30 protein-coding genes are annotated in these 24,568 nt (G+C 67.9%); 1 reads left to right on the top strand and 29 read right to left on the bottom strand.

The genetic code is table 11. The features are described from left to right. Nucleotides 1-14 precede the first annotated feature (14 nt). Nucleotides 15-1,106, bottom strand: a complete 1,092-nt coding sequence (locus C0012_RS11260) for an AAA family ATPase (RefSeq protein WP_110588074.1) — start codon at nt 1,104-1,106, stop codon at nt 15-17. A 251-nt stretch (nt 1,107-1,357) separates the two neighbouring features. On the opposite strand from C0012_RS11260, the gene C0012_RS11265 reads away from it, so the two are divergent. Next, on the top strand, nt 1,358-2,014 hold the full coding sequence (locus C0012_RS11265) for a GntR family transcriptional regulator (protein ID WP_110588171.1): 657 nt from the start codon (nt 1,358-1,360) through the stop codon (nt 2,012-2,014). Nucleotides 2,015-2,069: 55 nt separating this feature from the next. On the opposite strand, the gene fliW is transcribed toward C0012_RS11265, so the two are convergent. From fliW to flgB, 28 genes are all read right to left on the bottom strand, one after another. Continuing rightward, on the bottom strand, nt 2,070-2,435 hold the full coding sequence (gene fliW, locus C0012_RS11270; protein WP_110588073.1) for a flagellar assembly protein FliW: 366 nt from the start codon (nt 2,433-2,435) through the stop codon (nt 2,070-2,072). Further along, a complete protein-coding gene (gene flgL / locus C0012_RS11275) occupies nt 2,432-3,319 on the bottom strand; it encodes a flagellar hook-associated protein FlgL (RefSeq protein WP_110588072.1) in 888 nt (295 codons plus the stop codon). Before flgL ends, fliW begins: the two co-directional genes overlap by 4 nt. 14 nt (nt 3,320-3,333) lie before the next feature. Next, nucleotides 3,334-4,740, bottom strand: a complete 1,407-nt coding sequence (gene flgK, locus C0012_RS11280) for a flagellar hook-associated protein FlgK (protein WP_110588071.1) — start codon at nt 4,738-4,740, stop codon at nt 3,334-3,336. Nucleotides 4,741-4,748: 8 nt separating this feature from the next. After that, on the bottom strand, nt 4,749-5,231 hold the full coding sequence (locus tag C0012_RS11285; RefSeq protein ID WP_232527898.1) for a flagellar protein FlgN: 483 nt from the start codon (nt 5,229-5,231) through the stop codon (nt 4,749-4,751). A 126-nt stretch (nt 5,232-5,357) separates the two neighbouring features. Continuing rightward, the gene (gene csrA / locus C0012_RS15815) at nt 5,358-5,603 is read right to left on the bottom strand and encodes a carbon storage regulator CsrA (protein ID WP_110588070.1); all 246 of its coding nucleotides are present in this window, start codon (nt 5,601-5,603) and stop codon (nt 5,358-5,360) included. Nucleotides 5,604-5,658: 55 nt separating this feature from the next. Beyond that, complete coding sequence (locus C0012_RS11295) at nt 5,659-7,725, bottom strand: flagellar biosynthesis protein FlhA (protein WP_110588069.1); 2,067 nt, start codon at nt 7,723-7,725, stop codon at nt 5,659-5,661. Nucleotides 7,726-7,779: 54 nt separating this feature from the next. Next, the gene (locus tag C0012_RS11300; RefSeq protein ID WP_110588068.1) at nt 7,780-8,880 is read right to left on the bottom strand and encodes an EscU/YscU/HrcU family type III secretion system export apparatus switch protein; all 1,101 of its coding nucleotides are present in this window, start codon (nt 8,878-8,880) and stop codon (nt 7,780-7,782) included. Further along, nucleotides 8,877-9,638 carry a flagellar biosynthetic protein FliR gene (locus C0012_RS11305; RefSeq protein WP_110588067.1) on the bottom strand — a complete coding sequence of 254 codons (762 nt, stop codon included), beginning with the start codon at nt 9,636-9,638 and terminating at the stop codon, nt 8,877-8,879. The genes C0012_RS11300 and C0012_RS11305 overlap by 4 nt, the downstream gene beginning before the upstream one ends. 2 nt (nt 9,639-9,640) lie before the next feature. Continuing rightward, on the bottom strand, nt 9,641-9,916 hold the full coding sequence (gene fliQ / locus C0012_RS11310) for a flagellar biosynthesis protein FliQ (protein WP_110588066.1): 276 nt from the start codon (nt 9,914-9,916) through the stop codon (nt 9,641-9,643). After that, nucleotides 9,913-10,683, bottom strand: coding sequence for a flagellar type III secretion system pore protein FliP (fliP, locus tag C0012_RS11315; RefSeq protein WP_110588169.1), 771 nt, complete (start codon nt 10,681-10,683; stop codon nt 9,913-9,915). Before fliP ends, fliQ begins: the two co-directional genes overlap by 4 nt. Before the next feature lie 17 nt (nt 10,684-10,700). Beyond that, nucleotides 10,701-11,138, bottom strand: a complete 438-nt coding sequence (locus tag C0012_RS11320; RefSeq protein ID WP_162621762.1) for a flagellar biosynthetic protein FliO — start codon at nt 11,136-11,138, stop codon at nt 10,701-10,703. Between the two features lie 273 nt (nt 11,139-11,411). Continuing rightward, nucleotides 11,412-12,068: a FliM/FliN family flagellar motor switch protein gene (locus tag C0012_RS11325; protein WP_110588064.1), complete on the bottom strand. Its 657-nt coding sequence runs from the start codon at nt 12,066-12,068 to the stop codon at nt 11,412-11,414. After that, nucleotides 12,068-12,976 (bottom strand): flagellar motor switch protein FliM, encoded by a 909-nt coding sequence (locus C0012_RS11330; protein ID WP_110588063.1) that lies wholly within the window; start codon nt 12,974-12,976, stop codon nt 12,068-12,070. Before C0012_RS11330 ends, C0012_RS11325 begins: the two co-directional genes overlap by 1 nt. Continuing rightward, entirely contained in the window at nt 12,973-13,776 is an 804-nt protein-coding gene (locus tag C0012_RS11335) for an OmpA/MotB family protein (protein WP_232527899.1), read from the bottom strand. Before C0012_RS11335 ends, C0012_RS11330 begins: the two co-directional genes overlap by 4 nt. Next, nucleotides 13,773-14,558: a motility protein A gene (locus tag C0012_RS11340; RefSeq protein ID WP_110588062.1), complete on the bottom strand. Its 786-nt coding sequence runs from the start codon at nt 14,556-14,558 to the stop codon at nt 13,773-13,775. The genes C0012_RS11335 and C0012_RS11340 overlap by 4 nt, the downstream gene beginning before the upstream one ends. A 3-nt stretch (nt 14,559-14,561) precedes the next feature. Next, nucleotides 14,562-14,780 carry a flagellar FlbD family protein gene (locus C0012_RS11345; protein ID WP_110588061.1) on the bottom strand — a complete coding sequence of 73 codons (219 nt, stop codon included), beginning with the start codon at nt 14,778-14,780 and terminating at the stop codon, nt 14,562-14,564. A 102-nt stretch (nt 14,781-14,882) separates the two neighbouring features. Next, complete coding sequence (locus C0012_RS11350) at nt 14,883-16,046, bottom strand: flagellar hook protein FlgE (RefSeq protein WP_110588060.1); 1,164 nt, start codon at nt 16,044-16,046, stop codon at nt 14,883-14,885. A 25-nt stretch (nt 16,047-16,071) separates the two neighbouring features. Further along, nucleotides 16,072-16,497 carry a flagellar hook assembly protein FlgD gene (locus C0012_RS11355; protein WP_110588059.1) on the bottom strand — a complete coding sequence of 142 codons (426 nt, stop codon included), beginning with the start codon at nt 16,495-16,497 and terminating at the stop codon, nt 16,072-16,074. Between the two features lie 12 nt (nt 16,498-16,509). Beyond that, nucleotides 16,510-17,751: a flagellar hook-length control protein FliK gene (locus tag C0012_RS11360; RefSeq protein ID WP_111466951.1), complete on the bottom strand. Its 1,242-nt coding sequence runs from the start codon at nt 17,749-17,751 to the stop codon at nt 16,510-16,512. Further along, entirely contained in the window at nt 17,748-18,458 is a 711-nt protein-coding gene (locus C0012_RS11365) for a C40 family peptidase (protein ID WP_110588057.1), read from the bottom strand. Before C0012_RS11365 ends, C0012_RS11360 begins: the two co-directional genes overlap by 4 nt. Then, a complete protein-coding gene (locus C0012_RS11370; protein ID WP_110588056.1) occupies nt 18,455-18,877 on the bottom strand; it encodes a flagellar FliJ family protein in 423 nt (140 codons plus the stop codon). Before C0012_RS11370 ends, C0012_RS11365 begins: the two co-directional genes overlap by 4 nt. Further along, nucleotides 18,874-20,196 (bottom strand): FliI/YscN family ATPase, encoded by a 1,323-nt coding sequence (locus C0012_RS11375; RefSeq protein ID WP_110588055.1) that lies wholly within the window; start codon nt 20,194-20,196, stop codon nt 18,874-18,876. Before C0012_RS11375 ends, C0012_RS11370 begins: the two co-directional genes overlap by 4 nt. After that, the gene (locus C0012_RS11380) at nt 20,193-20,801 is read right to left on the bottom strand and encodes a FliH/SctL family protein (RefSeq protein ID WP_162621761.1); all 609 of its coding nucleotides are present in this window, start codon (nt 20,799-20,801) and stop codon (nt 20,193-20,195) included. Before C0012_RS11380 ends, C0012_RS11375 begins: the two co-directional genes overlap by 4 nt. Then, nucleotides 20,794-21,885, bottom strand: coding sequence for a flagellar motor switch protein FliG (fliG, locus tag C0012_RS11385; RefSeq protein WP_232527900.1), 1,092 nt, complete (start codon nt 21,883-21,885; stop codon nt 20,794-20,796). Before fliG ends, C0012_RS11380 begins: the two co-directional genes overlap by 8 nt. Continuing rightward, a complete protein-coding gene (gene fliF / locus C0012_RS11390; protein ID WP_110588053.1) occupies nt 21,882-23,501 on the bottom strand; it encodes a flagellar basal-body MS-ring/collar protein FliF in 1,620 nt (539 codons plus the stop codon). Before fliF ends, fliG begins: the two co-directional genes overlap by 4 nt. Further along, on the bottom strand, nt 23,501-23,815 hold the full coding sequence (gene fliE, locus C0012_RS11395; RefSeq protein ID WP_110588052.1) for a flagellar hook-basal body complex protein FliE: 315 nt from the start codon (nt 23,813-23,815) through the stop codon (nt 23,501-23,503). Before fliE ends, fliF begins: the two co-directional genes overlap by 1 nt. Further along, complete coding sequence (locus C0012_RS11400) at nt 23,815-24,207, bottom strand: flagellar basal body rod protein FlgC (RefSeq protein WP_110588051.1); 393 nt, start codon at nt 24,205-24,207, stop codon at nt 23,815-23,817. Before C0012_RS11400 ends, fliE begins: the two co-directional genes overlap by 1 nt. Beyond that, nucleotides 24,204-24,551 carry a flagellar basal body rod protein FlgB gene (gene flgB / locus C0012_RS11405; protein ID WP_110588050.1) on the bottom strand — a complete coding sequence of 116 codons (348 nt, stop codon included), beginning with the start codon at nt 24,549-24,551 and terminating at the stop codon, nt 24,204-24,206. Before flgB ends, C0012_RS11400 begins: the two co-directional genes overlap by 4 nt. Between the last annotated feature and the right edge of the window lie 17 nt (nt 24,552-24,568).

Consider the following 24,568-nt stretch of genomic DNA (forward strand, 5'->3'; position numbering starts at 1 on the left):
GCCGGGGCGTACGGTCAGTCCATCCGGAATCCGTAGCTTGTCTGTCCAACGAGCGTGAGTGAAACGCTCACCGGGAGCTCGTCGGGAGTCTCGTCGTACTCGTCGAGGATGTCGATCCTGCTCACCGGCAGGAAGATCTCCCCGCTGTCGTCGAAGAGAAGGTCCTGCGGGCGGAAGGAGAAGCACAGTGCCCGGCGATTGTCGCGCAGTTCGATGGTGCGGACCATGTCGCCGCGCTCATGGATGTTGAGCGTGACCTCATCGGACAGTGGCGGCGACGAGGCGAAACGGGCATCGACTCGGTAGGTCAACGGCTCTGTCGCCTTGATGTTCAGATCGTTGATGATCTCGGAGAAGCGGGCCTCGGGATCGTTCATCTCGAACGCGATCGCGCGCAGGTGGTCGTAGCTGACCGGGATGTGGCGCGAGAACAGCACAGCGTTCTCGATCTCGGGGGCGGCGGCATCCGGCGCCTGGTCGGTGAGGTATGCACGCACTTCGTCAGGACCGGGGTAGTCGAAGCGCATGTGGTAGTGGAATCGTCCCGGCCGGTTCACGATGTACTCGCTCACATCGGCAAGGTCGTTCACGGTCAGGCAGTAGATGCGCTTCACGCTCGACATGCCGTCGAACAGGCTGAGGAACTGGCTCTGGCGGTCCGCGCTGCCGAAACGGTCGCGTCGCCCATTCGAGAAGGTCTTCTCGAACTCGTCGAAGATGAGAACGCACTCATCGAGGGTGTCGAGGAACTCGACGATTCCGTCGACATCCTCGGTGACGAGCACGACAGGCAGGGCAAGACTGCGGGCGCGCTCTGCGATCATGCGCAGGAAGAGGGACTTGCCCTGCCCCTTGTTGCCCGAGAGCATCACCCCGAGGCTGCGAGAGATGCGCTCGTGCGCGGAGAAGATCTTGTCGAGACGATGCGCGCGATCGCCGTATACGCGCTCGGCTCCGACGGTGAGGTCGGACACGCGCAGCAGGCTGAAACCCTCCTTGGGGTTGTGCTGCACGCGATAGGTGCCGACAGGCAGGGCGTCGTGCGCTCGGACTGCGGAGTCATAGATCTTGATGCGACCGGCGGTCTCGATGTAGGTGTTGCTCATGGGGCGAGTGCAGCCTTTCTCTCGAGGTCTCTATCGGCAGTCGCGACCCGTATCGACAGCAGAACACCGGTATTTCGCTACAACTGGTGCGACCGGTTCGACCGGTTGGGGCTGAGGGCACGACCACCCCCGACGCGTCCCCCTCGCCCGGACTGTGTAGAGTCAACAGGTACGTAACCGTCGTTTCTTGCTCGTACCCGAGCAAAACCGGCACCTTCATGACCCACTGGTTCGCCCTGGAGGACGAGCACATGACGATCGCACTCGACCGCACGGAATCGAGCCCGGAGCCGATCTACGATCCGCTGACCAATCACACGGTCCGCCTGTCGGATCTCGCCTTCACGCGACTCGCAGAAGAGATCTCAAGCGGCCGACGGGGGCCCGGTGAGACTCTGCGGGACCAGAGCATCGCGAGAGAGTTCGGCGTCTCCCGGATGCCCGTGCGCGAGGCGATCATGCGACTGGAGCGCGTGCAGCTCGTCGAGGTGGCCGCTAGCCGCCACACCCGCGTCACCGCGTTCGACGCGGCCCGCGTCGCCGAGACCCTGGAGTTCGCGGGTTTCCTCTACAGCATGACGACATCGCTCACGGCGCTGCGAGCCACCGACGAGAGCATCGAACACGGCGTGCGATTGCTCGATGACGCGATCGGCACGCCAGAGGATGAGGCCACCCTCGGCGCCCTGCGCGCGTTCTTCCGCCTCACCCTCGACCATGCCGGCAACAGAGTCGTCGAGTCGCTCGAGGACTTCACTCACCTCGTGCAGCACGCAGAGAGCGCCAGGACCCCCTCGGAGAACGCCGCCCGCGTGCGTCCGCACCTGGCGGATCTGCGCGACGCGTTTGCCGCTCGCGAGTCAGCGGCAGCCGCGCCCGCGATCCACGCGATGCATCGCATCGACTGAGGGCGCGCACTCGCTCCATCCCGTCCGGGCTCCGTTTCTGCGCACGGAGCTCGGTTCAGGCGACCAGGGTGCCACTGACCGGAAGCGCGGCGTTCTCGAGGATCACCTGCTCGCCGACGGCCTTCGTGCGCGAGATCAGGACGGGCGCCCGGAGGTTCACGTGCACACCGTCGTCGTCGACGCTCGCGACGGCGAAGATCTCCGCCTCCTCACCGCCGAGGCGCGCGACAGCGTCGTGCAGAGCTTTCTCACCGGCGTAGCGCTCGAACCCGATGCGGACGAGAAACAGCCGCACGATGCCGTCGGCCGAGCGCAGGGTGTGCAGACCCGCTGCGCCGTCGACCTCGCGAAACGCGTAGTCGATGTACGGCGCGAGCCCCGGAAGGGGGCGCACAAACGTGATCTGCTTCTCGATGGTCATCGCAGGAACTCCAGGAGGTTCGTGTTCAGGCCCTTGGCGGTCACCTGCAGGGCCGACTGATAGGCGAGCTCGGCCGACTGCAGTTCGATGAGCACCTCCAGGCTGTCGACGTTCTCGACCGCCGCGCGGCGCACCTCGAGGTCGGTGGAGACGGAGAGGTTGTTGGTCGAGGCTCGCTCGATCTGCGCCTGGCGGGAACCCGCTGTGCCCTGCGCGGTGACCAGCGCATGAAGCCGGTCGTCGATGTCCTCGAGACGCGACCCGACATCGGCGCCTCCGCGCAGCTCGGTGCCGATGTCGTCGAGGAGTGCGAACACGCTGTCGGCACCCGTTCCGAAGGCCGCGGCACCGTCGACGTCGACGCGGACCGTCTGATTCTCGTCGATCCGGCGATTCACTCCGCCCGTACCCTGTCCGTTGTACGCGAAGGTGCCGCTGTCGAAGGCCGTGCCTGCATCGCTCGTCCCGGCGAAGACGTGACGCCCCGCGATCGTCGTGTTCGCCTGGCCGAGGAGCTCCTCGCCGATGCTGTCGAGCTCTGCGGCGATCGCTTCGCGCGCCGTATCGCTGAGGGCGCCCGAGTTGGCTCCCTGCACGACAAGATCGCGAGCACGATTGAGCAGATCGATGCTTGACGACAGCGCCGAGTCCGCCGTCGTCGTCCATGCCATGGCATCGCCGATGTTGCGTGCGTGCTGCGATGCGCGCGCCTGCTGGCTGTGCAGATCGAGCGTCGTCGCGGCAGCCGTCGGGTCGTCGCTCGGGGCCCGAAACGCACGCTGGCTCGTTGCCTTGTCGTGGAGCTCTGCGCGCTCGGCGAGATTCTTCTGCAGCGTGCGCAGCGTGTCCTGGCTCATGGTGCTGCTGGTGATGCGACCGATCATCGTCTCTCCGATGCTCAGCGGCCGACGAGGCCGGTGCGGTTGATCAAGGTGTCGAGCGCCTCATCCACTGCCGTGAGCACCCGCGCCGAGGCCTGATACGCCGTCTGGTAGGTGAGCAGGTTCACCGTCTCCTCATCGACGTCGACCGACGCATTCGACTGCTGCGCCGAGACGGCGGCGATCGCGCCTGTGTCGGCGATGTTGGCGCGCTGCAGGTCACCGGACGTGGACACGCCGAACTGCGTGACGAACGCCGCCCACCCCTTGCTGGGCCCGCCGTCGGCGTCTCCGAGCGTGCCGATCTCGTCGGCGATCGACGTGTCCAGGCTCCCGGATCCCGGGCGCGCGAGGGCGAGCTCGTCAAGACCGCCGACCGCGACGGACAGCCCGACCGCCGCGGGGCCGGTCCCACTGAGGGAGAAGAAGTCTCCGCCGGCAGCGCCCGTGCGCGTCTGCCCCTGCCGGTGCAGATCGTTGACGTGCTCTGCGAGGGAGGTCGCGACGTCGTTATAGCCCTGCGCCGCGACAGCCAGGGGCCCTCCGCTCGCGGCCGGTGCGAGCACGCTCACCATTCCGCCGAGCTCGCCGCCGAGGGAGGTGATCGCGACATCGGGCCTGTCGGCCCATGCGACCGCAACGTGGCCGGCGGCGTCGATATCGACGGGCCCCGAAGCGACGATCTCGCGAGAGGTGCCGCCCGATACGAGAGCGTTCCCCTCCAACCGCAGCGTCATGGTGCCGTCAGACTCGAGAGATCCGGTCACCCCGGCCGCTGTCGAGAGGTTCTGGGCGAGGAGGTTGCGCTGATCGATCAGCTCGTTCGCGCCACGGCCCGACTGCGTCGCCTGGCGGATCTGCTCGTTCAGCTCGGCGACCTGGGAGGCGGTCGCGTTGATACCCGCCACCTGCCGGTCGACGGCCCCCCGCAGATCAGTCCAGCTCGCAGAGACCTGCTCGTATCCCGCTGCGATCTGGGAGACGAGAACATCGGCGCCGCTGAGAACGACCGCGGCCGCTGATCCATCAGGCGAGTTCGCAAGGTCCGACCAGGATGCCCAGAATCCGTCCATCGTCGCCGCGAGCCCGTTCTCGGTCGGCTCTGCCATAGCCGCTTCGACCTGGGCGGACGCGGTTGCCCGCGCAGTCCAGAAGCCTGAGGCGGAGAGGGCGTCGCGCACGCGCGCATCGAGGACCTCATCACCGAGCCGGGCGATCTGGTCGACCGCAACCCCGTCTCCGGGGGCGATGGCCGCCGGCCAGAGCCCCGCGGATCCGGCGGAGGGCACGGAGGACTGCTCGACCCGCTGACGCGTGTATCCGGGAGTCGTCTCGTTGGCGATGTTCTGGCCGACGACCGTCATGCCGGCGCGGGCAGCGGCCAGACCGCTCGCGGCGGTCTGCAATCCGGAGAAGGTGGACATATTGCCCCTCAGACGTTCGTATCGAGCAGTCGGGACGAGCCGTCACGGACGACGCCACCGGAGTCGTCGTAGGCGCCCGTGGGCGCCCCCAGGCCCGCGATCGTCTCCTGGGTGACGCGGAGCGCGGTGCGCACGCGCTGCTCGCCGACGTCCTTGGCGCCCTGGATCTCCGTGGCAAGGCGAAGCATCGCGTCGCGATGTTCGCGAAACACGTCCCGCCACACGTCTTCAGGGGCGTTCTCGATCAGCTCGCGCAACGACGCGTTGCCGCCTGCGCCCCACTCTTCGCCGACCGATGCGACCATCGTCGCACGCAGCAGCGACACCGAGGACAGCGCGTCCACGACGCGTTCCACTTCGACCGTCGCGTGGCTGATCCACCGGTTCTGCCCCGTCGCAAGCAACGTCTGCAGCGTCTCCAGCTTGAACAGCATCAGCTCGAGCAGTTCGCGCTCTCGCCACAGCTGCAGGCTCAGGTCGTGGGCAGGCACCGTGTGTCACCTCGTCACTTCGCGGGGGTGCGGGCGAGTGCTCTCGCCATCACTGCCTACTATCGCGACGATTGCCCCGGAGAGTAACCTTCGCACCGCGCACCGCCTTCGTGCGCGCCCGCGCGGCTACGGCGCCTCGGATCCGCCACGAAGGGCCGCGATGATCTTCTGCTCGATGTCATCGCTCGCGCCGGAGGCCGCGGCCTTGTTCTCATCACCGATCGCGACGACGACCTCGGAGCGGTGCACCGGGAGCTCTCGAGGGGCGTCGATCCCGATGCGAACTCCACCCGGAGTGACCCCGAGGACGACGATGCGGATGTCATCCCCGATGAGGATCGACTCGGTGGGCTTGCGGGTGAGAACGAGCATGGATGTGCCTTCCGTGGCGTGCGCCGGAGCGCGAGTTCTTCCGGAGAGAAAGGGGTCAGGATTCGTTCGGCGTGAGCGCGGCCTGCTCACCGATGCGGATGACGCCGACGACATCCATGGCGAGGCCGCCAGACGACGCTTCGTCGTAGGAGACGACCGGGAGCTGGGGAGCCTGCGAGACGGTCATCTCTCGAACCCCTGCGCGAAGAGTCGGCGCACACACCAGGATCGGCTCGTGTCCGCTCTCTGCCGCAGACTGCGCCTGGGCGCGGACGGCGTCGAGGACGTCGAGGGTCGCTTGGGCACCGAGCACGATCTGGGCGCGCCCCTCGACAACACGCATCCCTTCCAGCATCTGCTGCTCGAGAGCAGGATCGAGCATGATCACCTGCAGACGCCCGTCGTTCGCGAAGCGCGACGCGATTGCCGGCCCGAGGGCGCCTCGCGCTGCCTCGACGAGCCCTGCGTGCTCGGTCGAGATCTTCGCCCGCAGCACGAGCGCCTCGTAGATGCGCCCCAGATCCCCGATCGCGACGCGCTCAGCGAGGAGGCTGGTCAGCACCCGCCAGATCGCCCCCATCGACAGCAGCGCCGGGGTGAGTTCCTCCACGAGAGACGGCGTCTCCTTCTTGAGGTGCTCGGTGAGCTGGCGTGCGTCCTCGAGAGAGAAGAGACGGTGCGCGTTCTGCTGAACGACGTCGGAGAGGTGGGTGATGACGACGCTCGTGCGGTCGATCACCGTCGCCCCGGCGAGGTCTGCCGCGTGACTCATCTCCGTGGGGATCCAGCGCCCGTCAAGCCCGAAGACCGGATCGGTCACGGCGGTGCCGGGCAGATGATCGAGACCGGCGCCGAGGGCGAGCACCTGTCCGCGAGGGACGATCCCGCGTGCGACCTCGACGCCCGCAATGAGCACGGCATAGGTCTGAGCCGGGAGTGCGACGTTGTCACGAGTGCGCACCGGCGGGATCATGAAGCCCATCTCGAGCGCGATCTTGCGACGCAGGGCCTTCACCCGCGTCAGGAGGTCGCCCTGTCCCGGAGCTGCGAGGTCGACGATGTCCGGGGACAGCGAGATCTCCAGCGCGTGCACGCGCATCTTGTCCATCAGCTCGTCGGGAGTCTCCTCGGCCTCCGCCTCTCGCTGAGCGAGCTGCACGCTCTCGGCGTCCTCGTCCTTCCGCCGCTCGTGCGCCTTCATCCGCGAGGCCATGATGAACAGCACCGCGGCGACCGCGAAGAACGCGAAGATCGGCATCCCGGGGATGAATCCCAGGGCGACGGCGCCTGCGCCCGTGATCATCAAGGCGTTGCGCGACTGCAGCAGCTGTCGGCCCGCCGACTGCCCCATCTCGACTTCGATGTTCTCGCGCGTGACGATCATGCCCGTCGAGATCGCCATGAGCAGGGCCGCGATCTGGGTGACCAGCCCGTCGCCGATCGTCAGAATGCTGTACGTCTCCAGGGCTTCGACAGCGCCCTTGCCGTCCTGCAGCATGCCGATGGCGATGCCACCGACGAAGTTGATCACGATGATCACGACGCCGGCGATCGCATCGCCCTTGACGAACTTCGAGGCGCCGTCCATCGCGCCGTAGAAGTCGGACTCCGCCGAGACTTCGGCGCGACGCCTCTTCGCCTCGGTGTCTGTGATGAGCCCCGCGTTGAGATCGGCGTCGATGGCCATCTGCTTGCCCGGCATCGCATCGAGGGTGAAGCGCGCACCGACCTCGGCGACGCGCTCCGCGCCCTTGGTGATGACGACGAACTGGATGACGGTGAGGATGAGGAAGACGACGGCCCCGATGATGAGCGAGCCGGAGACGGTCACCTGGCCGAACGCCTGAATCACCTGACCGGCGTGCGCCTCGCCGAGCACCAGACGCGTCGAGGCGACGTTCAGGCCGAGACGGAACAGCGTCCCGATGAGCAGAAGCGAAGGAAACACCGAGAAGTCGAGGGGCCTCTTGGCGAACATCGAGGTGAGCAGCACCAGCAGGGCGAAGCTGATGTTCACGATGATCAGCACGTCGAGAAGCCAGGAGGGGATCGGGACGATCAGCAGAACGATGATCCCGACGACGCCGACGGGAACCGTGGCCTTCGACAACAGCTGCTTCATGGGTCTCCTGATCACATTTCTCGCTCATCTACGAGCATATCCAAGGTGTTCCCGTCAGATCCCGCGGTTTCTGATGGCCGCCTCCGGCATCGTGTGCGTGCCGCGCGCGGATCCGCGGCGCCGGAGCTGATCGACGAAGGCCAGCACCTGCGCGACGGCCGTGTAGAGCTCGACGGGGATCTCCCGGCCGACCTCGACGGCCGTGAACAACGCTCGAGTGAGCGGGATGTCACGAACAACGGGCACCGCCTCTGCCTCAGCGCGCTCACGAATCTTCTGCGCGACGACGCCGCCGCCCTTCGCGACGACCTTCGGGGCGGAGACACCCGGCTCGTAGACGATCGCCACGGCGAAGTGCGTCGGGTTCACGAGCACGACCGAACTGTTCGCGACGGCCGAGATCATGCGATTCCGACTGAGGGCCATCTGCTTGGAGCGGCGCTGCGACTTCACGAGCGGGTCACCCTCGCTCTTCTTGTGCTCGTCCTTCGCCTCCTTCTTGGTCATGTGCGTGTGCTTGCGATTGCGCTTGCGTACGACGGCGATGTCGATCGCAGCAAGGAGGAGTCCAACGACGACCGCGACGATCAGAAGGGTCACAACCGCCTGTGACGCCCGGGCGAGCAGGAAGCTGACCGGGTTCTGCCCGCTTGTGACCAGCAGCGGAACAAGCCCGGCCACGACGAACCACAGCGCACCGCCGATCGCCAGCGTCTTGAGGAGTGCCTTCACGCCCTCCCAGAGCGCCTGCGCGCCGAAGATCCGCTTGAAGCCCGCGGCGATGTTCAGCTGCTCGGTTCGCATCGGCACGGGGCGCAAGCGGATCCCGCCTTGCGATATCGCGGCCGCCGCCGCGACGAAGGCGGTCACGATCAGCAGCGGCAGCAGCACCTGACCGGTGGCACCGATCGCCTGCGCCAGAGTGTCGACGGCCAGCTGCGTGCTGACGCCGCGAGCCGCCTGGGCGGTGATGAACAGCAGCTCCGTGAGCGCATTCGAGGCGTTGTGGATGACGACGGGGATCATCGCGGCCGCCCCGCCGATGCAGATCCATGCGGTGAAGTCCTGGCTTCGGCCGATCTGCCCCTTCTTCGTCGCCTCCTTCAGACGCTGCTCGGTGGCTTTCTCAGACCGCTCGCTGCTGTCGTCGCTCACCTTGTCACTCCGATCAGCTGGCGCACGGCATCGTCCGCCAGAGCCGAGACGATCTGCGGGAGGGCGATGTAGACCATGCCCACGAGGATCAGGGTCAGGCCGATCTTGATCGGGAATCCCATCGCAAAGGCGTTGAGGGCCGGAGCCACGCGCGTGATGAGACCCAGGCCTGCGTCAGCGAGGAACAGCACGATGAGGAGAGGGCCCGCGATCTGCACGGCCGAGAGCATCATCTGCCCAATCGTGCCGGTGAGCAGCTCCGCCGGCCGGTCGAACGAGATGATGCCCGTCACGGGAATCGCGTCGAAGGACCGAAACAGCCCCCCGAGGATCAGCTGATATCCGTCGCTGGTGAAAAGCAGCAGAATCGCGGTCATCTGGAAGAGCCGGGTGAACTGCGCGCCATTGAGGTTCGTCCCCGGATCGAACGCCTGCGCCATCTGGAATCCGCCGAACATATCGACCAGATGGCCCGCCCCCTGCACGGCGCTGAAGAGCGCCAGGACGAGGAAGCCGAGCAGCGCCCCGGTGAGCACCTGACCCGCCAGCGCCATGAGGAACGGCCCCGTCCCGAGCGGTTCGTACCCGGGGGCGACCACCGGTGCCGTGGCGAGGGCGATCCCGATGCCGAGCATCGCCTTGATGCGCATCGGGATCATCGAGTGGCTGAAGGGCGGGGCGACGACGATGAACGCGGTGATGCGCACACAGGCGAGCGCAACCGCCTCGATCCAGGAGAAGTCGAGCGCGATGTGCACGATCAGCCGCCGGCAAGGAGGCCGGGTATGCGCGCGAACAGCTCGTTCGTGAACGCCACGATCTCGTTGATCATCCAGTGCCCGCACACCAGGAGGGCGATTCCGACGGCGACGAGCTTGGGGACGAACGAGATCGTCATCTCCTGCACCTGGGTGATCGACTGCAGGAGGCTGATCGCGAACCCGACGACGAGCGCCGTGACGAGCAACGGCGCGCAGAGCTTGGCCGCGATGATCAGTCCGTCGTGACCGATGTCGATGACCTGCTCCGGGGTCATCCGGAGCCTCCGTACGACTGCACGAGGGTGGTCACGACCAGCCCCCATCCGTCGATGAGGAGGAAGAGCAGGATCTTGAACGGCAGGGAGATCATCACCGGCGGCAGCATCATCATGCCCATCGACATGAGCGCCGAGGCGACGACGAGGTCGATGACAAGGAACGGCACGAAGATGACGAAGCCGATGAGGAAGGCGGCGCGCAGCTCCGAGAGCATGAACGCCGGGATCAGCGCGTACATCGGAACCCCTGACGGATCCTCGGGATTGTCCAGTCCGCCGGCGCGATACATCAGCGCGATGTCTTCTTCGCGCGTGAAGCCGAGCATCCAATCGCGCAGCGGGCCCTGGGCGAGACCGAACGCCTCCCCGAAATCGATGTCGCCCGCGGTGTAGGGCGATACGGCGGCCTGGTTGATGTCGACGAGCACCGGCCACATGATGAACATCGTCAGGAAGAGGCTGAGCCCCGCGAGGACCTGATTCGGCGGGATCGACGGCAGGGAGAGCGCGTTTCGCGTGAGGGCGAGCACGACGAAGATCTTCGTGAAGCTCGTCGTCATCAGCATGAGCGCCGGAGCCACCGACAAGACGGTGATGCCCAGCAGGGTCAGGACGCTGTCGGACGGCGTCCCATTGATGCCGTTGATCGTCACCCCCTCCCCGCCATCGGGGATCGGCGCCGCATGCGCCGCGGAGGGGGCCAGGACAGCGAGGAGAAGTGCGCCGATCAGGGCCGCACCGACGACGGCCGCCGCTCGGGGCATCCGACAGCGCGGGTAGGTCACGCGGCCTGCCCCGCAGAGACGGCGTCGGAGATCGTCGCGAAGCCCGCGCCATCCGTGACCGCCTGCTGCGGTGCCTGCTGCTCCTGGGTGTCGACGACCGTGACCCCCTGATCGGTGACGCCCAGGATGTACCGGATGCCGTCGAACTCCGCGACGACGAGCTGGGCGCGTGGTGCGATCCCGGCGCGGGAGAGGACCTGGATCTGCGGGTTGTCCCCGGCCTCCTGCCGGGGCGGGAGAATCGCGCGCCGCACCGACGCGCCGAGCTTCGCCACCGTCGACGGCAGGGGGGTTCGCCGACCCGTCGACTTCGCGGCGGGCGTGGACGATGGGCGCGCAGCCGTGCCGCCGAACCTCCGAGCCAGCACCCAGATGAGTGCGAGCACGGCGGCGAGCGCGACGACCGCGCGCACCACGATGAGCGCGTCATCCACGGGGATTCCCCTCCTCGCGCACGACGAAGGAAGTGCCGGATCGATTCCAGCGGTACGTCGCCGCATGACTGATGCCGAGGCGTGTCGCCCAGTCAGCCAGATTCATAGACGTGCCCAATCTGTCTGTTATGCACGTTTCCGAGGGAAATATCGCATTTAGGCTAGCACGCAAGGGTCGGCTGTCGACCGCTCACACCCTCCTCGGATGCGCGAAACCCCGGCACCCCATCGATGCCGGGGTTCTTCGTCGGCCGTACGCCCGACGCAGACGGATCAGGCGGCCTCGGCGTCGTCGAGGATCCGCTCGATGCGCACCGCGTAGTCCGAGTCGCTGACGACGACCGTTCCATGTGCGATCAGTCGGCCGTTCAATCGGATGTCCGCGGGGGATCCGGCGACGCGATCGAGCTCGACGACCTGGCCCGGCTCGAGAGCGAGCACGTCCCGAACCGGCATCCGCACTCGCCCGATCTCGACGACGAGGTCCATATCCACGCCCGCGATGCGGTTGATCCGGCCCGGTGCGGGCTTCGCGGTCTCGGCCGAGCCGTCGATACGGATCGCCGCCCGCGCAACGGTGTTGCCGTCGGCGTCGACCAGGTCGAAGCGCTGTGCTCCCACGGCGGTGAACAGATCGGCCGCAGAGCTCTGACGCAGCTCCCCGAGGGTGCCCTCATCGAGAACCGCGACCGCAGCCTCGAACACGGAGTGCAGCCGGTCGCTCAGTTCTCCGCCCGCGGATCCGTCGGTGAGACGTTCCTCGTCCGTCACGATGATCGAGATGCTCGCCCCCGGGTTCCCGGCGAACGCAGCCGTGATCGCCTCGCCGGCCGCGCTGGGATCCGTCGAGGGCGTCGGGATAACGGGGAAATCGAAGGGCATCTTCGCAGCGATGGCCGCGGCGACCGCAGTCGCGTGAAACGTGCTCATCAGTGGGTCTCCTCATGCAAGGTCGTGATCGTGCAGGCCAGACGCGAACCGGCGCTCCCGGCGATGGCGCTGGCGACCGGGATGTCGTCGGCGACGAGATCGAATGGCCTGGTCTCGGGGTGCGGCAGGGTGATCAGATCGCCGACGGCGAGTTTGAGCACATCTCCGGCACCGATGGACAGGGGTGCCAGGCGCAACGCCAGCTCGAGCGGCGTCTGCTGCATCTGAGCGAGCATCGTGTCGGGGTGGTACTCGGAGACGCTCTCGGCGCCCGTCTCGTCCAGGCGCGCAATCACCGAGGCCGCAGGCAGCATGACGCTCGCGGTCGTTTCGACGTCGCCGAGTCGCATCGTGTACCTCGCGACGATCACGGCATCGCCCGTCGAGACGATCTGCAGGAACTGCGGACTGTAGTGGATGCCGCCGAACGCGATATCGGGCCCGATCGCCGCACCGAGGCTCTGCCCCAGGTGCTCGAGGGTGTCGCCGAGCAGATTCGTGACGAGGGCCAGCTCGATCGGCGTGAGCGGTCGCGCGTCGGGCATCTCCTGAGTCCGCGACCCCATCATCTGGGACACCCACAGCAGCGCGGCATCGAGGCCGAACTGCACGATCAGGGCGTCGTCGCCGGACACGCCCTGCACCATCGAAGTCGTCGACGGCAGCGCATCCGCGTACTCCGCGTACGGCAGCAGATCCACGGACAGGAGGGAGATGTGACTCCGGAGTCGGATCTTCGCGGTGAGCTGTGAGGACCACTGGCGGGCAAACGACTCGAAGCCCGCCTCGAGCCGTCGCGCGTGCTCGCGGCCGAGCTGCGCTGGCTTGCTGAAGTCGTAAGGCTCATACCGCCCCGCGGGATCGTCACGGATCATCGATGGCTGCTCCTCGCACATGGTGGTCGTCATGAATTCCGTGCCCGTTCGATCGACGGAATCAGCTCGCGGACGGCGTCGGTCTCCCTCGACTCGACAACGATGTCCACGCGACGATTCGCGGCCAGAGCCTCGGCGCTGTCGCCGTCAGCCACCGGACGGGTGTCGCTGAAGCCGGTCGCCCGCAGGCGATCCCCTGCGATCTGCTCCTGCTCGGCGAGGTAGCGGACGACCTCCGTCGCCCGGCCTCCGGACAGCTCCCAGTTCGTCGGGAATGGGGCGACGGCGTTTCGGTAGTCGGCGTGTCCCTCGATGGCGAGCTGGTTGTCGACCGTGCCCAGCACGCCGCCGATCGTGTCGAGCACGCGCCCGGCTGTCTCGGACAGGGCCGTGGAGTTGTTGGCGAAGAAGGTCTCGGCGCCGACGAGCCCGGCCGTGAGCCCGCGATCGTCGATGACGAAGTCGACGGTGTTCTCGAGGCCTTCCGCCGTGAGGGCGCTGCGCATTCGACGCTCGAGCTCTTCGAGAGAGTCGTACTCGAGCGCGGCTCGACGCTCGAGATCGGTCTCCTCGCTCGGCGGCTGCGACGGGAGCACCAGTTCGGCGACTCCGACTGCGCCGCCGCCGAGATCCTCCTGGCCGAATCCCGCCGCCAGTGACCCCGCAAGCTCTTCGTACTTGCCCTTATCGACGTTCGAGACCGCGAACAGCACGATGAACAGGCACATCAGCACGGTGACCATGTCGGCGTAGCTGACGGCCCACCGCTCGTCGGGTTCGTCGTGAGCGTCCTCGGAGTGATCGCGCCGGCGTGAATGCCGCGCCCGCGTCACACCGGCTCCTCAGCGACTTTCGCCTTCCGGGCCTTCGGCTTCACGCTCACGAGCGCCTCGAGACGCTCTTCGAGCAGATGCGGCGCCGTTCCCGACTGGATCATGAGCATGCCCTCGGAGATGACGGTGAGACGCTCGATCTCCACGGCGTTCAGACGCCCGAGACGCCCGCCGATCGGGTTCCAGATGAAGTTCGCCGACAGCAGCCCCCACAGCGTCGCGACGAAGGCCGCCGCGATCATCGGGCCGAGATGTTCGGGCTCGTCGAGGTTCTCCAGAACGTGGGTGAGCGAGACGACCGTCCCGACAATGCCGATCGTGGGCGCGTATCCGCCCAGCGACGAGAAGAAGCGGGATGCGACCTGCCCGCGCGTGGCGACGGCGGCGATCTCATCGTCCATCACCGCGCGCAGATCCTCGGCGTCCGTGCCGTCGGACAGCGCCTGCAGGGCCTTGCGCGTGAAGTCGTCGGGCGCATCCTCGATGAGCTGTTCGAGCGCGAGCAGTCCCTCACTGCGGGCCTTGTCGGCGTATTCCACGAGGGTCGGGATCATCGCCGCCGGTGTCTTGCGAGCGCCACGGACGACGCGCCCCAGGGAGGTGACGGCGATCATCGTGTCCCGGAGCGTGTGGCTCGCGACGCCGACCCCGATCGTGGCGCCGAGAACGAGGATCATCGGCGCCGGGAGGAGCAGCGCACTCAGGTGCGCGCCCTCCATCGTGATCATGGCGTAGAGCGCGCCGAAGGCCGCGAGGACTCCGATGAGGAATGCGAGGTCCATACCTCAGGCCTCCGAATCCGTCGCCCGATGCTGCGCCCGACGAAGGACGCGCGCGCGGAAGTCGACGATCTGGTCGATCACCCCGTCCAGGCTCTCGCCCACCACGTACACCTGCCCGTCGACCATGTGGATGTACGTGTCGTGCTCGACAGTCACGCGTGCGATCAGATCGGGATTGATGGCGAACCGCGCAGATCCGTCGAGTCGGGTGACGATGATCATCGAGCGGGTCCTTCTGACAGGGGGGAGGGTTCACCCCGTACTATCGCGACACGGCCCGCCGCGAGTAACCGAGACGGGCCGTGCAGTTCGGTCGAGCGCGCGTCATCGCTTGAGGTTGACGAGCTCCTCGAGCACCTGGTCGCTGGTGGTCGTCGTTCGAGCGGATGCCTGGAAGCCACGCTGGGCGATGATGAGGTTCGTGAACTCCTGAGACAGATCCACGTTGCTCATCTCGAGAGCGCCGGAGACGAGCCCGCCGGCACCGCCCTGTCCGGCCTCCCCCAGCTGCGCGACACCGGAGTTCACCGAGACACGATAGGACGCGCCGCCCGCCTTCTCGAGCCCTGCGGGGTTCTCGAAGGTCGCCAGGGCGATCTTCGCGATCGTCTCCGTCGCCCCGTTGCTGAAGGTGCCCACGACCGACCCGTCATCGGTGATCGCGTAGGACGTGAGCGTTCCGGCCTCCGCTCCGTTCTGGTCTGTGATCGCGACGGTGCTCATCCCGGCGTATCCGGTCACGCCCGAAAGATCGATGGTCGTGTCACCGGTGTCGAGGGTGAGGGCGCCCGTCTGCTCCCCGCCGTCGAAGGTGAGACTTCCCGCCGCGCCGCTCTCGGCGTCGGCCACATCCCAGCCGGCATCGGTCTTGGTGAAGGTGAGGCTGAGGACGCTCGCCGCACCGTCGGCGTCGAAAACCGTGATGTCGCGGACGAGCTCGTCACCGGTTTCGGCATCCGCGGGCAGGTTGCCCGTCACCGTCGCCTCGGTGGTCTGCTGCGCGGCGGCGACGGCCTCCCGCGGCAGAACGATGTCACCCGGGTTCTGCCCGGGGTTGACGACGCCGTTCTCGGCGGTCCAGCCCTGCACGATCGAGCCGTCGGCGGAGACCATCTTCCCGGTCGCGTCGAAGGTGAAGCCTCCGGCGCGCGTGTAGAGCGTCTCGTCGCCGTTTCGGACGGCGAAGAACCCCTCGCCCGAGATCATCAGATCCGATGCGCGGCCGGTGGACTGCGGAGATCCGGGGCTGAAGTTGGTCTGGATGGCGGCGACCTGCACCCCGAGTCCCACCTGGGCGGGATTTCGGCCACCGACCTCGTCGCCCGGGATCCCGGGGTTTCCGGTCATCTGCGAAAGCGAGTCCTGGAAGAGCACGGAGGAGCCCTTGAAGCCCGCGGTGTTGACATTGGCGATGTTGTTGCCGACCACGTCGAGCATCGTCTGGTGCGAGCGAAGACCGGAGATCCCGGAGTAGAGCGAACGGAGCATGGTGATGCCTTTCTGATCGTACGGGTCAGTCGGGGACGGAGGTCGCGGGTGCGACAGCGGAGATCTGGTCGAGAGGAACGGCCGTGCCGCCGATGATGACCTCGGGGACGGCGCCGGCGAAGGAGACCTTCTCGACGAGACCCGTCACGGGCTGGCCGTCGTCTCCTTCATAGGTCGCCTGCCGGCCGACGAGCGCCGTCGCGGCCTGGCGCATGTCGAGCGCGAACGCCTCGCTCGAGGTTGTCGCGAGAGCCGTCAGCTGCTCCATCGTCGCGAGCTCGGTGGTCTGCGAGATCATCTGGCTGGTGTCCATCGGGCTCGACGGATCCTGATTCGTCAACTGCGTGACGAGCAGGTCGAGGAAGACCTCACTGTCGAGGTTCTGCTTGGGAGCGGTGCTCGCCGCAGAGGCCTGCGGCTGGCTCACCGCGCTCACGGCTTCGAGAGGCATACCGGTGTCCTTTCAGGCAAGAATGTCGAGACGGGCGTGCGGCCCGCCGTGGTCATGGGATTCGGACGCAGGGGTCCGCTGTGCGAGATCAGGAAGCGGGGCCGGGGCCCCGCGTCCGCGGCGATCCCCCGGGGAGGGCTCAGATCCATCTCGACCGTCAGGATCCGCGAGCCCGCCGCTCGCACCCGCGTCGGCGTCGGAGCTCTGCGCGGATCCCTGTCCGAGATGCAGTGTTGCGTTCGGCGAGATGGCCGCCAGATCACGACGAAGGTCCGTGACGATCATGCGCAGGGCGTCGCGCCCTGCGTCGCTTCCGCCGGAGAGCTCGATGCGCATCTCACCAGCGCGATCGATCTCCGCGCGCACGGTCACGGCGCCGAGGTGTTCGGGGGCGATCGTCAGCGTCACCTGATGGGTGCCTGCCGGCTGCTGGGCGAGGTGCATGACAGCGGGCGCAACCTGCGCGAGCACCGGAGCAGCAGGAGCAGCAGGCGCAGCAGGCGCCTGCACCGCCGCGGACGCTGTCGCCGCGACGACAGGGGTCGCCGGCGCCGCGGCCACGGGTTGCGGGCTTTCCGAGCCAGACACCTCGAACTTCGGGGCGACCGCCGCATCCGGGCGCGGCATCCCGAGGAGAGGGGGCGACGCCTGAGCCTGAGCGAACGCGCTCCCGGGGGAACCGACCGCGGGAGAGCCCATCATGGTCGCGGTATCCGGCACCTCCTCCGCGGGCACGCTTGCGGATCCCGCCACAGCCGGCGCGGCATGCGCGGTGATGGCGGCGGGCACCCCGGGACGACGGCGGGACGGATCCGGGGGCGTCTCGGCGACCCCGTCCACACGCGCCACGGAGGCCTCCGCGCCGGTCTCCGTCTGTGGATCCGGCTGCGCCAGGGCGGCGGGATCGCCCGCGCCCTCCCCCGCGGCGCCTTCGGCGACGCTGAACGCGACCGGGACGTCCTCGGTCTGCGCCTCGGACTCCGTGGAGACGGCCGCCCCACGCGGCTGAGGCAGCTCGGACGGGCCCGCCGCGACGATGCTCTGGGGGATCTCGGCATCGAGAGATTCTTCGGGAGTCGCGAGCTGTGCGGCCTCGTCGACAGCGGCGTCCGAGGCGGCCTGTGCGGGACGTCCCGGATTCCCGGCGGGGAGCATGCCCGTCAGGAGCGCGTCGAATGGGTGTGCGTCGAGACGCGGGCCCTCTGCGCGCGGCTGCACGGTCGCCACACGGGGGACGAAGGTCACCGCGCTCATGCGGCGACCCCCGGAAGGCTCTGCGAGGCGAACAGCGCCTGCACCTGGGCGAGGATCTGCTGACCGGTGACATCCGCGCCCGTCGACGCGGGCGCCGACGCAGGAACGGCCGGCGCCTCGACCTCGTTGTCCGCCGGAACGAAGCGCCGGATCGTGAAGAGGTCGGCGTCGGAATACCAGTTGTCGGCAATCTTCACGTGATCGCCGGGCTTCGGAGCGTGCAGCACCTGACCGTCACCGATGTAGATGACGATGTGGCCAGATCCGTGTGGGACGAGCAGATCGCCCGGCTGTGCCTCCGCGAGAGACCCGACCTCCCGCCCGATGTCGTCCTGGTCTTGCACGACGCGGGGAACATCGATGCCGAGGTCGGCGAAGACCCTCTGCACCAGCCCCGAGCAGTCCATGCCCGTGGCATCTTCGCCGCCGAAGACGTAGGGGACGCCGAGGTACTTCTTCGCCTGCTCGACGACGTCGGAGCCGGTGACCTGCCCGTCGCCCAGCGTCGATGGCGCGACTGCTTCGGCGGCACGCTCGAAAGCGGAGGCCGTCGGCTGCGTGACCTGCGACACCTCCCGCGATGCCGAAGGCTGAGCCACCGTCGCCGCCTCAGGGGCCCCACCGGCAGAGCGAGTGGCCGGGTTCAGCTGCGTGATCTGCGTCTCGATCTCGCCGATGCGGGCGATGGCCGCTGTCAGTCCGCTCATCTGCTTCTCCGATCCTCGGCCGCAGCGTTCACGGCGATCTCATCCAGGGCCGACTGTTCGTTCCGGCCGTCGCGCGCGGCCTCTTCTCTGCGCGCGCGACCTTCGAGCTTCTCGATGGCACGCACCTCGCGCTTGGCCTCGACGTGCGCCGCACACGCGTCTGCGTGGGCTTCGGCGGCGAGCGCCTCGGCGGCGCGCAGATCCTGCAGCGCCGCGCGAGCGGCCGCACGCGCTGCCGAGGTGGCCATGAGGCTTCGCGCGTCTGTGACCTCGTCGCCGCCGACGCCCAGGCGCTCCTGTGCCCGACGGACAGCCCTGCGTGCATCTTCGGCGGCCGTCTCGGTCCGGCTCCGGTCTGCGGCCGCGGCACGTTCTTGAACGCCGCGCACCCGCAGCAGCCCTCCCAGCGTGAACCTCATCGCTCCCCTCCCGTGAAGCTCTGCGTCAGCGCACGGAGCCGGGTCCAGGCGTCGTTCGAGGTGCTCGGCTCATCGATGCGCTGCATAAGGAACTGTTCGATCGCCGCCTCGGAGGCAAGCGCCGTGTCGACGTCGGGATTCGCGCCGGGTTTGTAGGCGCCGATGTCGATGAGGTCGCTTGCCTGGGTGCGCGCAGCGAGCACGCGTCGAAGCCGGGTGGCGGCCTCTCGCTGCTCCGGTGTGGTGACCTTCGAGAGGACACGGCTGACGGATCCCAGGACGTCGACGGCGGGGAAATGCCCCTTCACGGCGAGAGAACGGTCGAGGACCACGTGCCCATCGAGGATTCCGCGGGCGGCGTCGGCGACAGGCTCGTTGTGGTCGTCGCCGTCGACGAGCACGGTGTAGAGACCCGTCACCGACCCGCGCGGCCCCGTGCCCGCTCGCTCGAGGAGACGAGCGAGGACCTGGAACGTCGACGGCGGGTATCCGCGAGTGGCCGGTGGCTCGCCGGCCGAGAGGCCGATCTCGCGCTGTGCCATGGCGACGCGCGTGAGCGAGTCCATCATCAGCACCACATCCTGGCCGCGGTCGCGGAACGACTCGGCGATCCGCGTCGCGGTGAAGGCCGCGCGCAGGCGCGCCATGGCGGGTTCGTCACTCGTGGCCACGACGACAACACTGCGCCGGAGGCCCTCCTCGCCGAGATCGTCTTCGAGGAACTCGCGCACCTCGCGTCCACGCTCCCCGACGAGGGCGATCACGTTGACGTCCGCCTCGGTGCCGCGCGCGATCATCGACATGAGAGAGCTCTTGCCCACGCCCGATCCCGCGAACAGGCCCAGCCTCTGGCCCGATCCGACGGGCGTCATCGTGTCGAGAACCCGGACGCCGACGCCGAGCTGAGTGGTGATGCGCTGCCGCCCCATCACGCTCGGCGCCGGGAGATCCATCGACACGCGCTGCACCTCGCCGCTCAGCGCACCCTTGCCGTCGATCGCTCGGCCGCGTACATCGATCACGCGTCCGAGGAGTCCGTCTCCTGTCGGGACCAGGGGGGATCCGCCGGCGTGGCGCACTCTCGAAGAGGTCGTCACCCCTTCGAGGCGAGCCAGCGGCATGCACCGGACGATGCCCGCCGTCACGGCGACGACCTCGGCATCGACCGACCGGTCGGCCGACACGTCGATCTGCACGTGATCGCCGACGGCGGCGTCGACGCCGACGATCTCGACCCCCAGGCCTGTGACGGCGTGGACATGCCCGGACGCGATGGGCCGCACCGCAGTGAGAACCCGCTCCCAGGAGCCGCCGCTCATGCACTCGCACCTTCCGCGAGGGCACTCCGCGCCCGAGCGAGCGCCTCGGCGAGACGCCCGTCGATCGTCGTATCGTCCGCGTGGACGATCACTCCCCCGCGATCCACGCGAGACGAGGCCTCGAAGACGAGCCCCTCGTGCGCATCCGCGCATTCCCGGACGCGCTCCTCGTCCTCCGGCGCGAGAAGTACGCGAGCGGTGAGGCCGGAGCCGATCTCGACAGCGCGGCGCAGCGCATGGGCTGCAGAACGCGCTTCGTCGGAGACCTCCGCGGAGAGGATCGTCTCCGCAAGCTCAACGGCCAGAGCCTCCACCCGCTCGGTGCCGGCGGCCGTCAGCTCTGCCGTGCGTCGCGAAAGAGCGGCTGCCGCTTCGTGGACGGCGGAAACCGCCTCCCGCATGCTGCGGAGAACAGCATCCCGCTCAGCCTGAAAGGCCGCAGCCTGCGTGGCGCGCTCGCTCTCTGCGGCTTCCTTCGCGTCTCGACGTCCGGACGCAAAGCCATCGGCGTAGCCGCGGGTGCGCGCACGATCGATCTCCGTGCGCGGATCGGGCCGCGCGGGGCCCACATGCTGCGCGATCATCGGCGAGAAGACCTCACTCAACGATCTCGTCCTCGTCATCGCGCGACATCGTGATCTCTTCGTCCGCCTCCATCTGACGGATCACAGCGACGATCGCCGCGCGCGCCTCGTCGACCTGGCGCATTCGGACAGGCCCCAGGCTCTTGGACTCCTCGGCGAGATTCTCTCGATTGCGGTCCGTCATGTTGCGGCGCACGACTTCCACGATCGCCTCGCTGGCACCCTTGAGCGAGAGCGCGAGGGTGCGCATGTCGATTCCTCGCAGCACCCGCTGCGCGTCGCGATCTTCGAGCCGGGCGATGTCCGTGAAGGTGACCATGCGGCTTCGGATGTCGTCGGCGAGAGTGAGATCGCGCTCTTCGAGGCTTGCCAGCAGAGACTTCTCCAGCGCCTGGTCGGCACGATTGATGATCTCCACCAACGGCTGGACGCCGCCGACCTGCTCCGACACCTCACGGGAGGCGAAGACGCCGGTACGGGCGCGGAGAGAATCGGCCACGATCTGGATGGCCTCCTGCGACGGGGTTCCCATCGTCGCGATCGCCTGCGCGACATCCGTGCGCAGCGGCTCGGTCAGCGCGCTGAGAACAGCAGCGGCTCGGTCGGCGCGGAGGTTGGCGAGGACCACCGCGACAGTGCTCGGGAGCTCGCCGTCGAGGATCGTCGCAATCTGCTGCGGATCGGCGGCGTTGAGGAATTCGAACGACACAGCGCCCTGCGACATGGCCCGCCCGACCATCCCGACCGCCTTGTCGCGACCGAATGCGCCCTCCAGGAGCCCGGTGGCGATCTCCTGGCCGCCCCGCGAGGGCACCCCCGAGCCGCGCGCGATGCTGCGGAACTCGCCGAGCGCTTTCGCGGTGGTCGCCGCATCGAGGCCTCCCAGCCGCGTCAGCTCCGTCGCGATGAGCTCAGATCGGGTCTCGCCCAGATGGCGCAGCACCTCCGCCGAGGTCTGCCGATCCATGTTGAGGATCACGATCGCGGCCTTTCGCACACCGGAGATCGCGGGGTCCGCGGCGACAGGGGCGATGTCCTTCGGCACCAGATCGGTGCCGGTGTCCTTCGTCGTCGGCGTCTGCGGGTCGAGAACATCCAGCGTCATGCCGACACCTCATCCATCAGGCTCATCAACGCCGTGGCAGCTGCTTCCGGATCCTTCTTCGCCATGTCGTCGATCTCGCGCTTGCGGCGCTCGACGAGCTGGTGCTCGGGCTCCGGGCCCGGCTCCGGATCGGGCACGGCGGTGGGGCTCGGCTCGGGCTTCCGGGCCTGCTCCACCTCGTCGACTGCGGTGGTCAGCGTGATGACGTCATCCTCGAAGGAAGTGCGACGTGCGGATGTCTGGGCGACCTCGAGCGCGTCGCCCCGTCGGCGGCGAGAGCGGATCGCGACGACGACGGCCAGGATGATCGCAGCCAGGACGGCGGCCCCTCCGATGATCGCCGTGCGAATCAGTTCCTGCTGCGCCTGCGCGGCGGCGGTGGCCTCTGCCTGGGCGAGAGCCTCCGCCGCAGCGTCGGCACCCGCCTGGCTGAAGGGGACGAACTCAACCGTCACGGCATCGCCGCGCTCCTCATCGACCCCCGCCGCGCCGGCCACGAGAGCTTCGATCTGGGCGGCGGTGACCCCCTCGACGGCGTCGGCATTGAGGGCGACGCTGACACTCTGACGCGTGACCTCTCCGGCCGGCGTCGTAATCTTCTCGGTGGACTTGTTCACGGCATTGGCCCGTGTCGTCTCTTCCAGCTCGTAGGTCCCGTTGCCGTTCGCGTCCCCGGGAACGGCGATGTTGTCGGGTCCGAGAACCCCCGTCTCCGGGCCGGCACCGCCCGTGTAAGTCTCGGTCTTCGTCGTCTCGCTCGGCGAGAGCTCCCCGTCCGGATCGGTGAAGGTCTCATCCATCCGCTCGCTGGTCGCATTGGTGACGTCGGCGGCGACAGTGACGGTCGCGTTCCCCGGTCCGACGACCTTCTCGAGCATCTGGGCAACCTCCGCCTGCACACCGGCCTCGTACTCGGTGGCCTGTTTGGCCGAGCCGCCCGTCAGTCCCCTTCCGACGGCAGAGAGAACCTGGCCGTCCTGGTCGGTGACCGCGACGTCCTCGGCATCCATCCCGGCGACAGCCGCGCTGGTGAGGTGTGCGATGGCTTCGACCTGATCGTCTCCCAGGGCCGTGCCCTGCGTCCGCACGAAGACCGATGCCGTCGGGTCCTGCTTCTCGGAGACGAAGACGCTGTCCTCAGGAATCGCGAGCTGGACGCTTGCGGAGGTGATGCCGCTCATGGCCCCGATCGTCTGGGCGAGCTCTCCTTCGATCGCGCGCTTGTAGGTCACCGACTGCTGGAACTCGCTCGAGGTGACCCCCATGTCGTCGAGCAGCGCGTATCCATTGCTCGACTCGCCGGGAAGGCCCGCAGATGCGGCCGCGAGACGCTGGGAGTACACGTCCTTCTCGGGGACGAGAATCGAGGATCCCCCGTCGGTGAGCTCGTACTCGACGCTCGCCGACTGCAGCTGTTCGACAACGGCAGAGGCGTCCGCCGCGCTCAGTCCCGTGAACAGAGGGCTCATCTGCGGCTTGGCGAGCCAGGATCCCAGCGCGATCCCACCCATGACGAGAATCGCGATGCCGATGATCGCGATGGTGCGCTGTGCGACGGAGAAACCAGAGACCGTCGTCTGCAGCCGGCTCCAGAGCGAGCTGATCGCCTTCGGCATCAGGCCTGCATCCTCATGATCTCGTTGAAGGCCGCCACACCCTTGTCGCGGACGGCGACCATCAGCTGCAACGTCACCTGTGCACGACTGGACGCGATCGTGGCCTGGTGGATGTCGTTGAGATCTCCGGTGACCGCGCCGACCGCGAGGGCGTTCGAGTCGGACTGCAGCTGCTGCAGCCCATCGACGGCTTCCGTCATCGAGGCGCCGAAGCTCCCCGCGGTCGCGGAGGCCGCCTCGGGGGTCTCGCGCTCGAAGCTCAACTCACGAAGCGGGCTGATCCCCGCCTGGATCGGGTCGATGGCCCCGGCCATCAGCTTCGTCCGATCTGCAGAGCCGCCTCGTAGGTGGTCTTGGCTCGATCAACGATGGCGGCGCTTGCCTGGTAGCCGCGCTGGGCGAGGATGAGCATGCTCATCTGGTCGCTGAGCTCGACGTTGGGGTACTCGACGTACCCCTCCTCGTCGGCGTAGGGGTGGTTCGGCTCGTAGACGAGCTTCGTCTCGACTTCGCTCTCCACGACCCCTGTGACGTACACGCCCGGATCCTCGGTCCCCGCCGCGACCGTGACCAGGCGCTCGCGAAACGGCTCCTCCCCGGGGGCGGTCGGCGTGTTCACGTTCGTGATGTTGTCGCTGAGCGCGTCGAGCCAGTGCCGGTGCACGTTCAGGCCGGTTCCGGCGATGCCGATTGCGTCGAAGGTCATGCGGATGCCTGCCCGATCGCGGTCTTGACACTCCCGAGCTGGCCGCCAATCGCCTGGGTCGCGAACTGATAGCGCAGAACGGTGTCGATGTTGGAGAGTGTTTCGGTGTCGAGATTGACGTTGTTGCCGTTCGAGCGAGTGGGCTCGAGCGACGAACGTGTCGTCGCGTCGACATCACCCGAGCCGTTCTCGACCGCCTGTCGCAGTTCCTCCTCGAACTGGACGCGCTGGGCTTGATAGCCAGGGGTGTTCACGTTCGCAACGTTGTTCGCGATCGCCTGCTGGCGCTGGGAGAGGCCATCCAGGGCGCTCATGAGCGCAGTGGCCGTGACGGATTCGAGCACGAAGGCACCTTCGAAGT

It is taken from the genome of Microbacterium suaedae (assembly GCF_003254645.1).
GTDB classification, from domain to species: Bacteria; Actinomycetota; Actinomycetes; order Actinomycetales; family Microbacteriaceae; genus Microbacterium; species Microbacterium suaedae.

Bases quoted from the DNA above. Each gene is read 5' to 3' on its own strand.
- csrA (WP_110588070.1), bottom strand. From the start codon at position 5,603: ATGCTCGTTCTCACCCGCAAGCCCACCGAGTCGATCCTCATCGGGGAT.
- C0012_RS11265 (WP_110588171.1), top strand. From the start codon at position 1,358: ATGACGATCGCACTCGACCGCACGGAATCGAGCCCGGAGCCGATCTAC.
- C0012_RS11350 (WP_110588060.1), bottom strand. From the start codon at position 16,046: ATGCTCCGTTCGCTCTACTCCGGGATCTCCGGTCTTCGCTCGCACCAG.
- C0012_RS11330 (WP_110588063.1), bottom strand. From the start codon at position 12,976: ATGACGACCACCATGTGCGAGGAGCAGCCATCGATGATCCGTGACGAT.
- C0012_RS11360 (WP_111466951.1), bottom strand. From the start codon at position 17,751: ATGAGCGCGGTGACCTTCGTCCCCCGTGTGGCGACCGTGCAGCCGCGC.
- fliW (WP_110588073.1), bottom strand. From the start codon at position 2,435: ATGACCATCGAGAAGCAGATCACGTTTGTGCGCCCCCTTCCGGGGCTC.
- flgL (WP_110588072.1), bottom strand. From the start codon at position 3,319: ATGATCGGTCGCATCACCAGCAGCACCATGAGCCAGGACACGCTGCGC.
- C0012_RS11260 (WP_110588074.1), bottom strand. From the start codon at position 1,106: ATGAGCAACACCTACATCGAGACCGCCGGTCGCATCAAGATCTATGAC.
- C0012_RS11365 (WP_110588057.1), bottom strand. From the start codon at position 18,458: ATGAGCGGACTGACAGCGGCCATCGCCCGCATCGGCGAGATCGAGACG.
- fliF (WP_110588053.1), bottom strand. From the start codon at position 23,501: ATGCCGAAGGCGATCAGCTCGCTCTGGAGCCGGCTGCAGACGACGGTC.
- C0012_RS11370 (WP_110588056.1), bottom strand. From the start codon at position 18,877: ATGAGGTTCACGCTGGGAGGGCTGCTGCGGGTGCGCGGCGTTCAAGAA.
- fliG (WP_232527900.1), bottom strand. From the start codon at position 21,885: ATGACGCTGGATGTTCTCGACCCGCAGACGCCGACGACGAAGGACACC.
- C0012_RS11295 (WP_110588069.1), bottom strand. From the start codon at position 7,725: ATGAAGCAGCTGTTGTCGAAGGCCACGGTTCCCGTCGGCGTCGTCGGG.
- fliQ (WP_110588066.1), bottom strand. From the start codon at position 9,916: ATGACCCCGGAGCAGGTCATCGACATCGGTCACGACGGACTGATCATC.
- C0012_RS11345 (WP_110588061.1), bottom strand. From the start codon at position 14,780: ATGATCATCGTCACCCGACTCGACGGATCTGCGCGGTTCGCCATCAAT.
- C0012_RS11375 (WP_110588055.1), bottom strand. From the start codon at position 20,196: ATGAGCGGCGGCTCCTGGGAGCGGGTTCTCACTGCGGTGCGGCCCATC.
- flgK (WP_110588071.1), bottom strand. From the start codon at position 4,740: ATGTCCACCTTCTCCGGATTGCAGACCGCCGCGAGCGGTCTGGCCGCT.
- C0012_RS11355 (WP_110588059.1), bottom strand. From the start codon at position 16,497: ATGCCTCTCGAAGCCGTGAGCGCGGTGAGCCAGCCGCAGGCCTCTGCG.
- fliE (WP_110588052.1), bottom strand. From the start codon at position 23,815: ATGGCCGGGGCCATCGACCCGATCCAGGCGGGGATCAGCCCGCTTCGT.
- fliP (WP_110588169.1), bottom strand. From the start codon at position 10,683: ATGCCCCGAGCGGCGGCCGTCGTCGGTGCGGCCCTGATCGGCGCACTT.
- C0012_RS11340 (WP_110588062.1), bottom strand. From the start codon at position 14,558: ATGGACCTCGCATTCCTCATCGGAGTCCTCGCGGCCTTCGGCGCGCTC.
- C0012_RS11400 (WP_110588051.1), bottom strand. From the start codon at position 24,207: ATGACCTTCGACGCAATCGGCATCGCCGGAACCGGCCTGAACGTGCAC.
- C0012_RS11325 (WP_110588064.1), bottom strand. From the start codon at position 12,068: ATGAGCACGTTTCACGCGACTGCGGTCGCCGCGGCCATCGCTGCGAAG.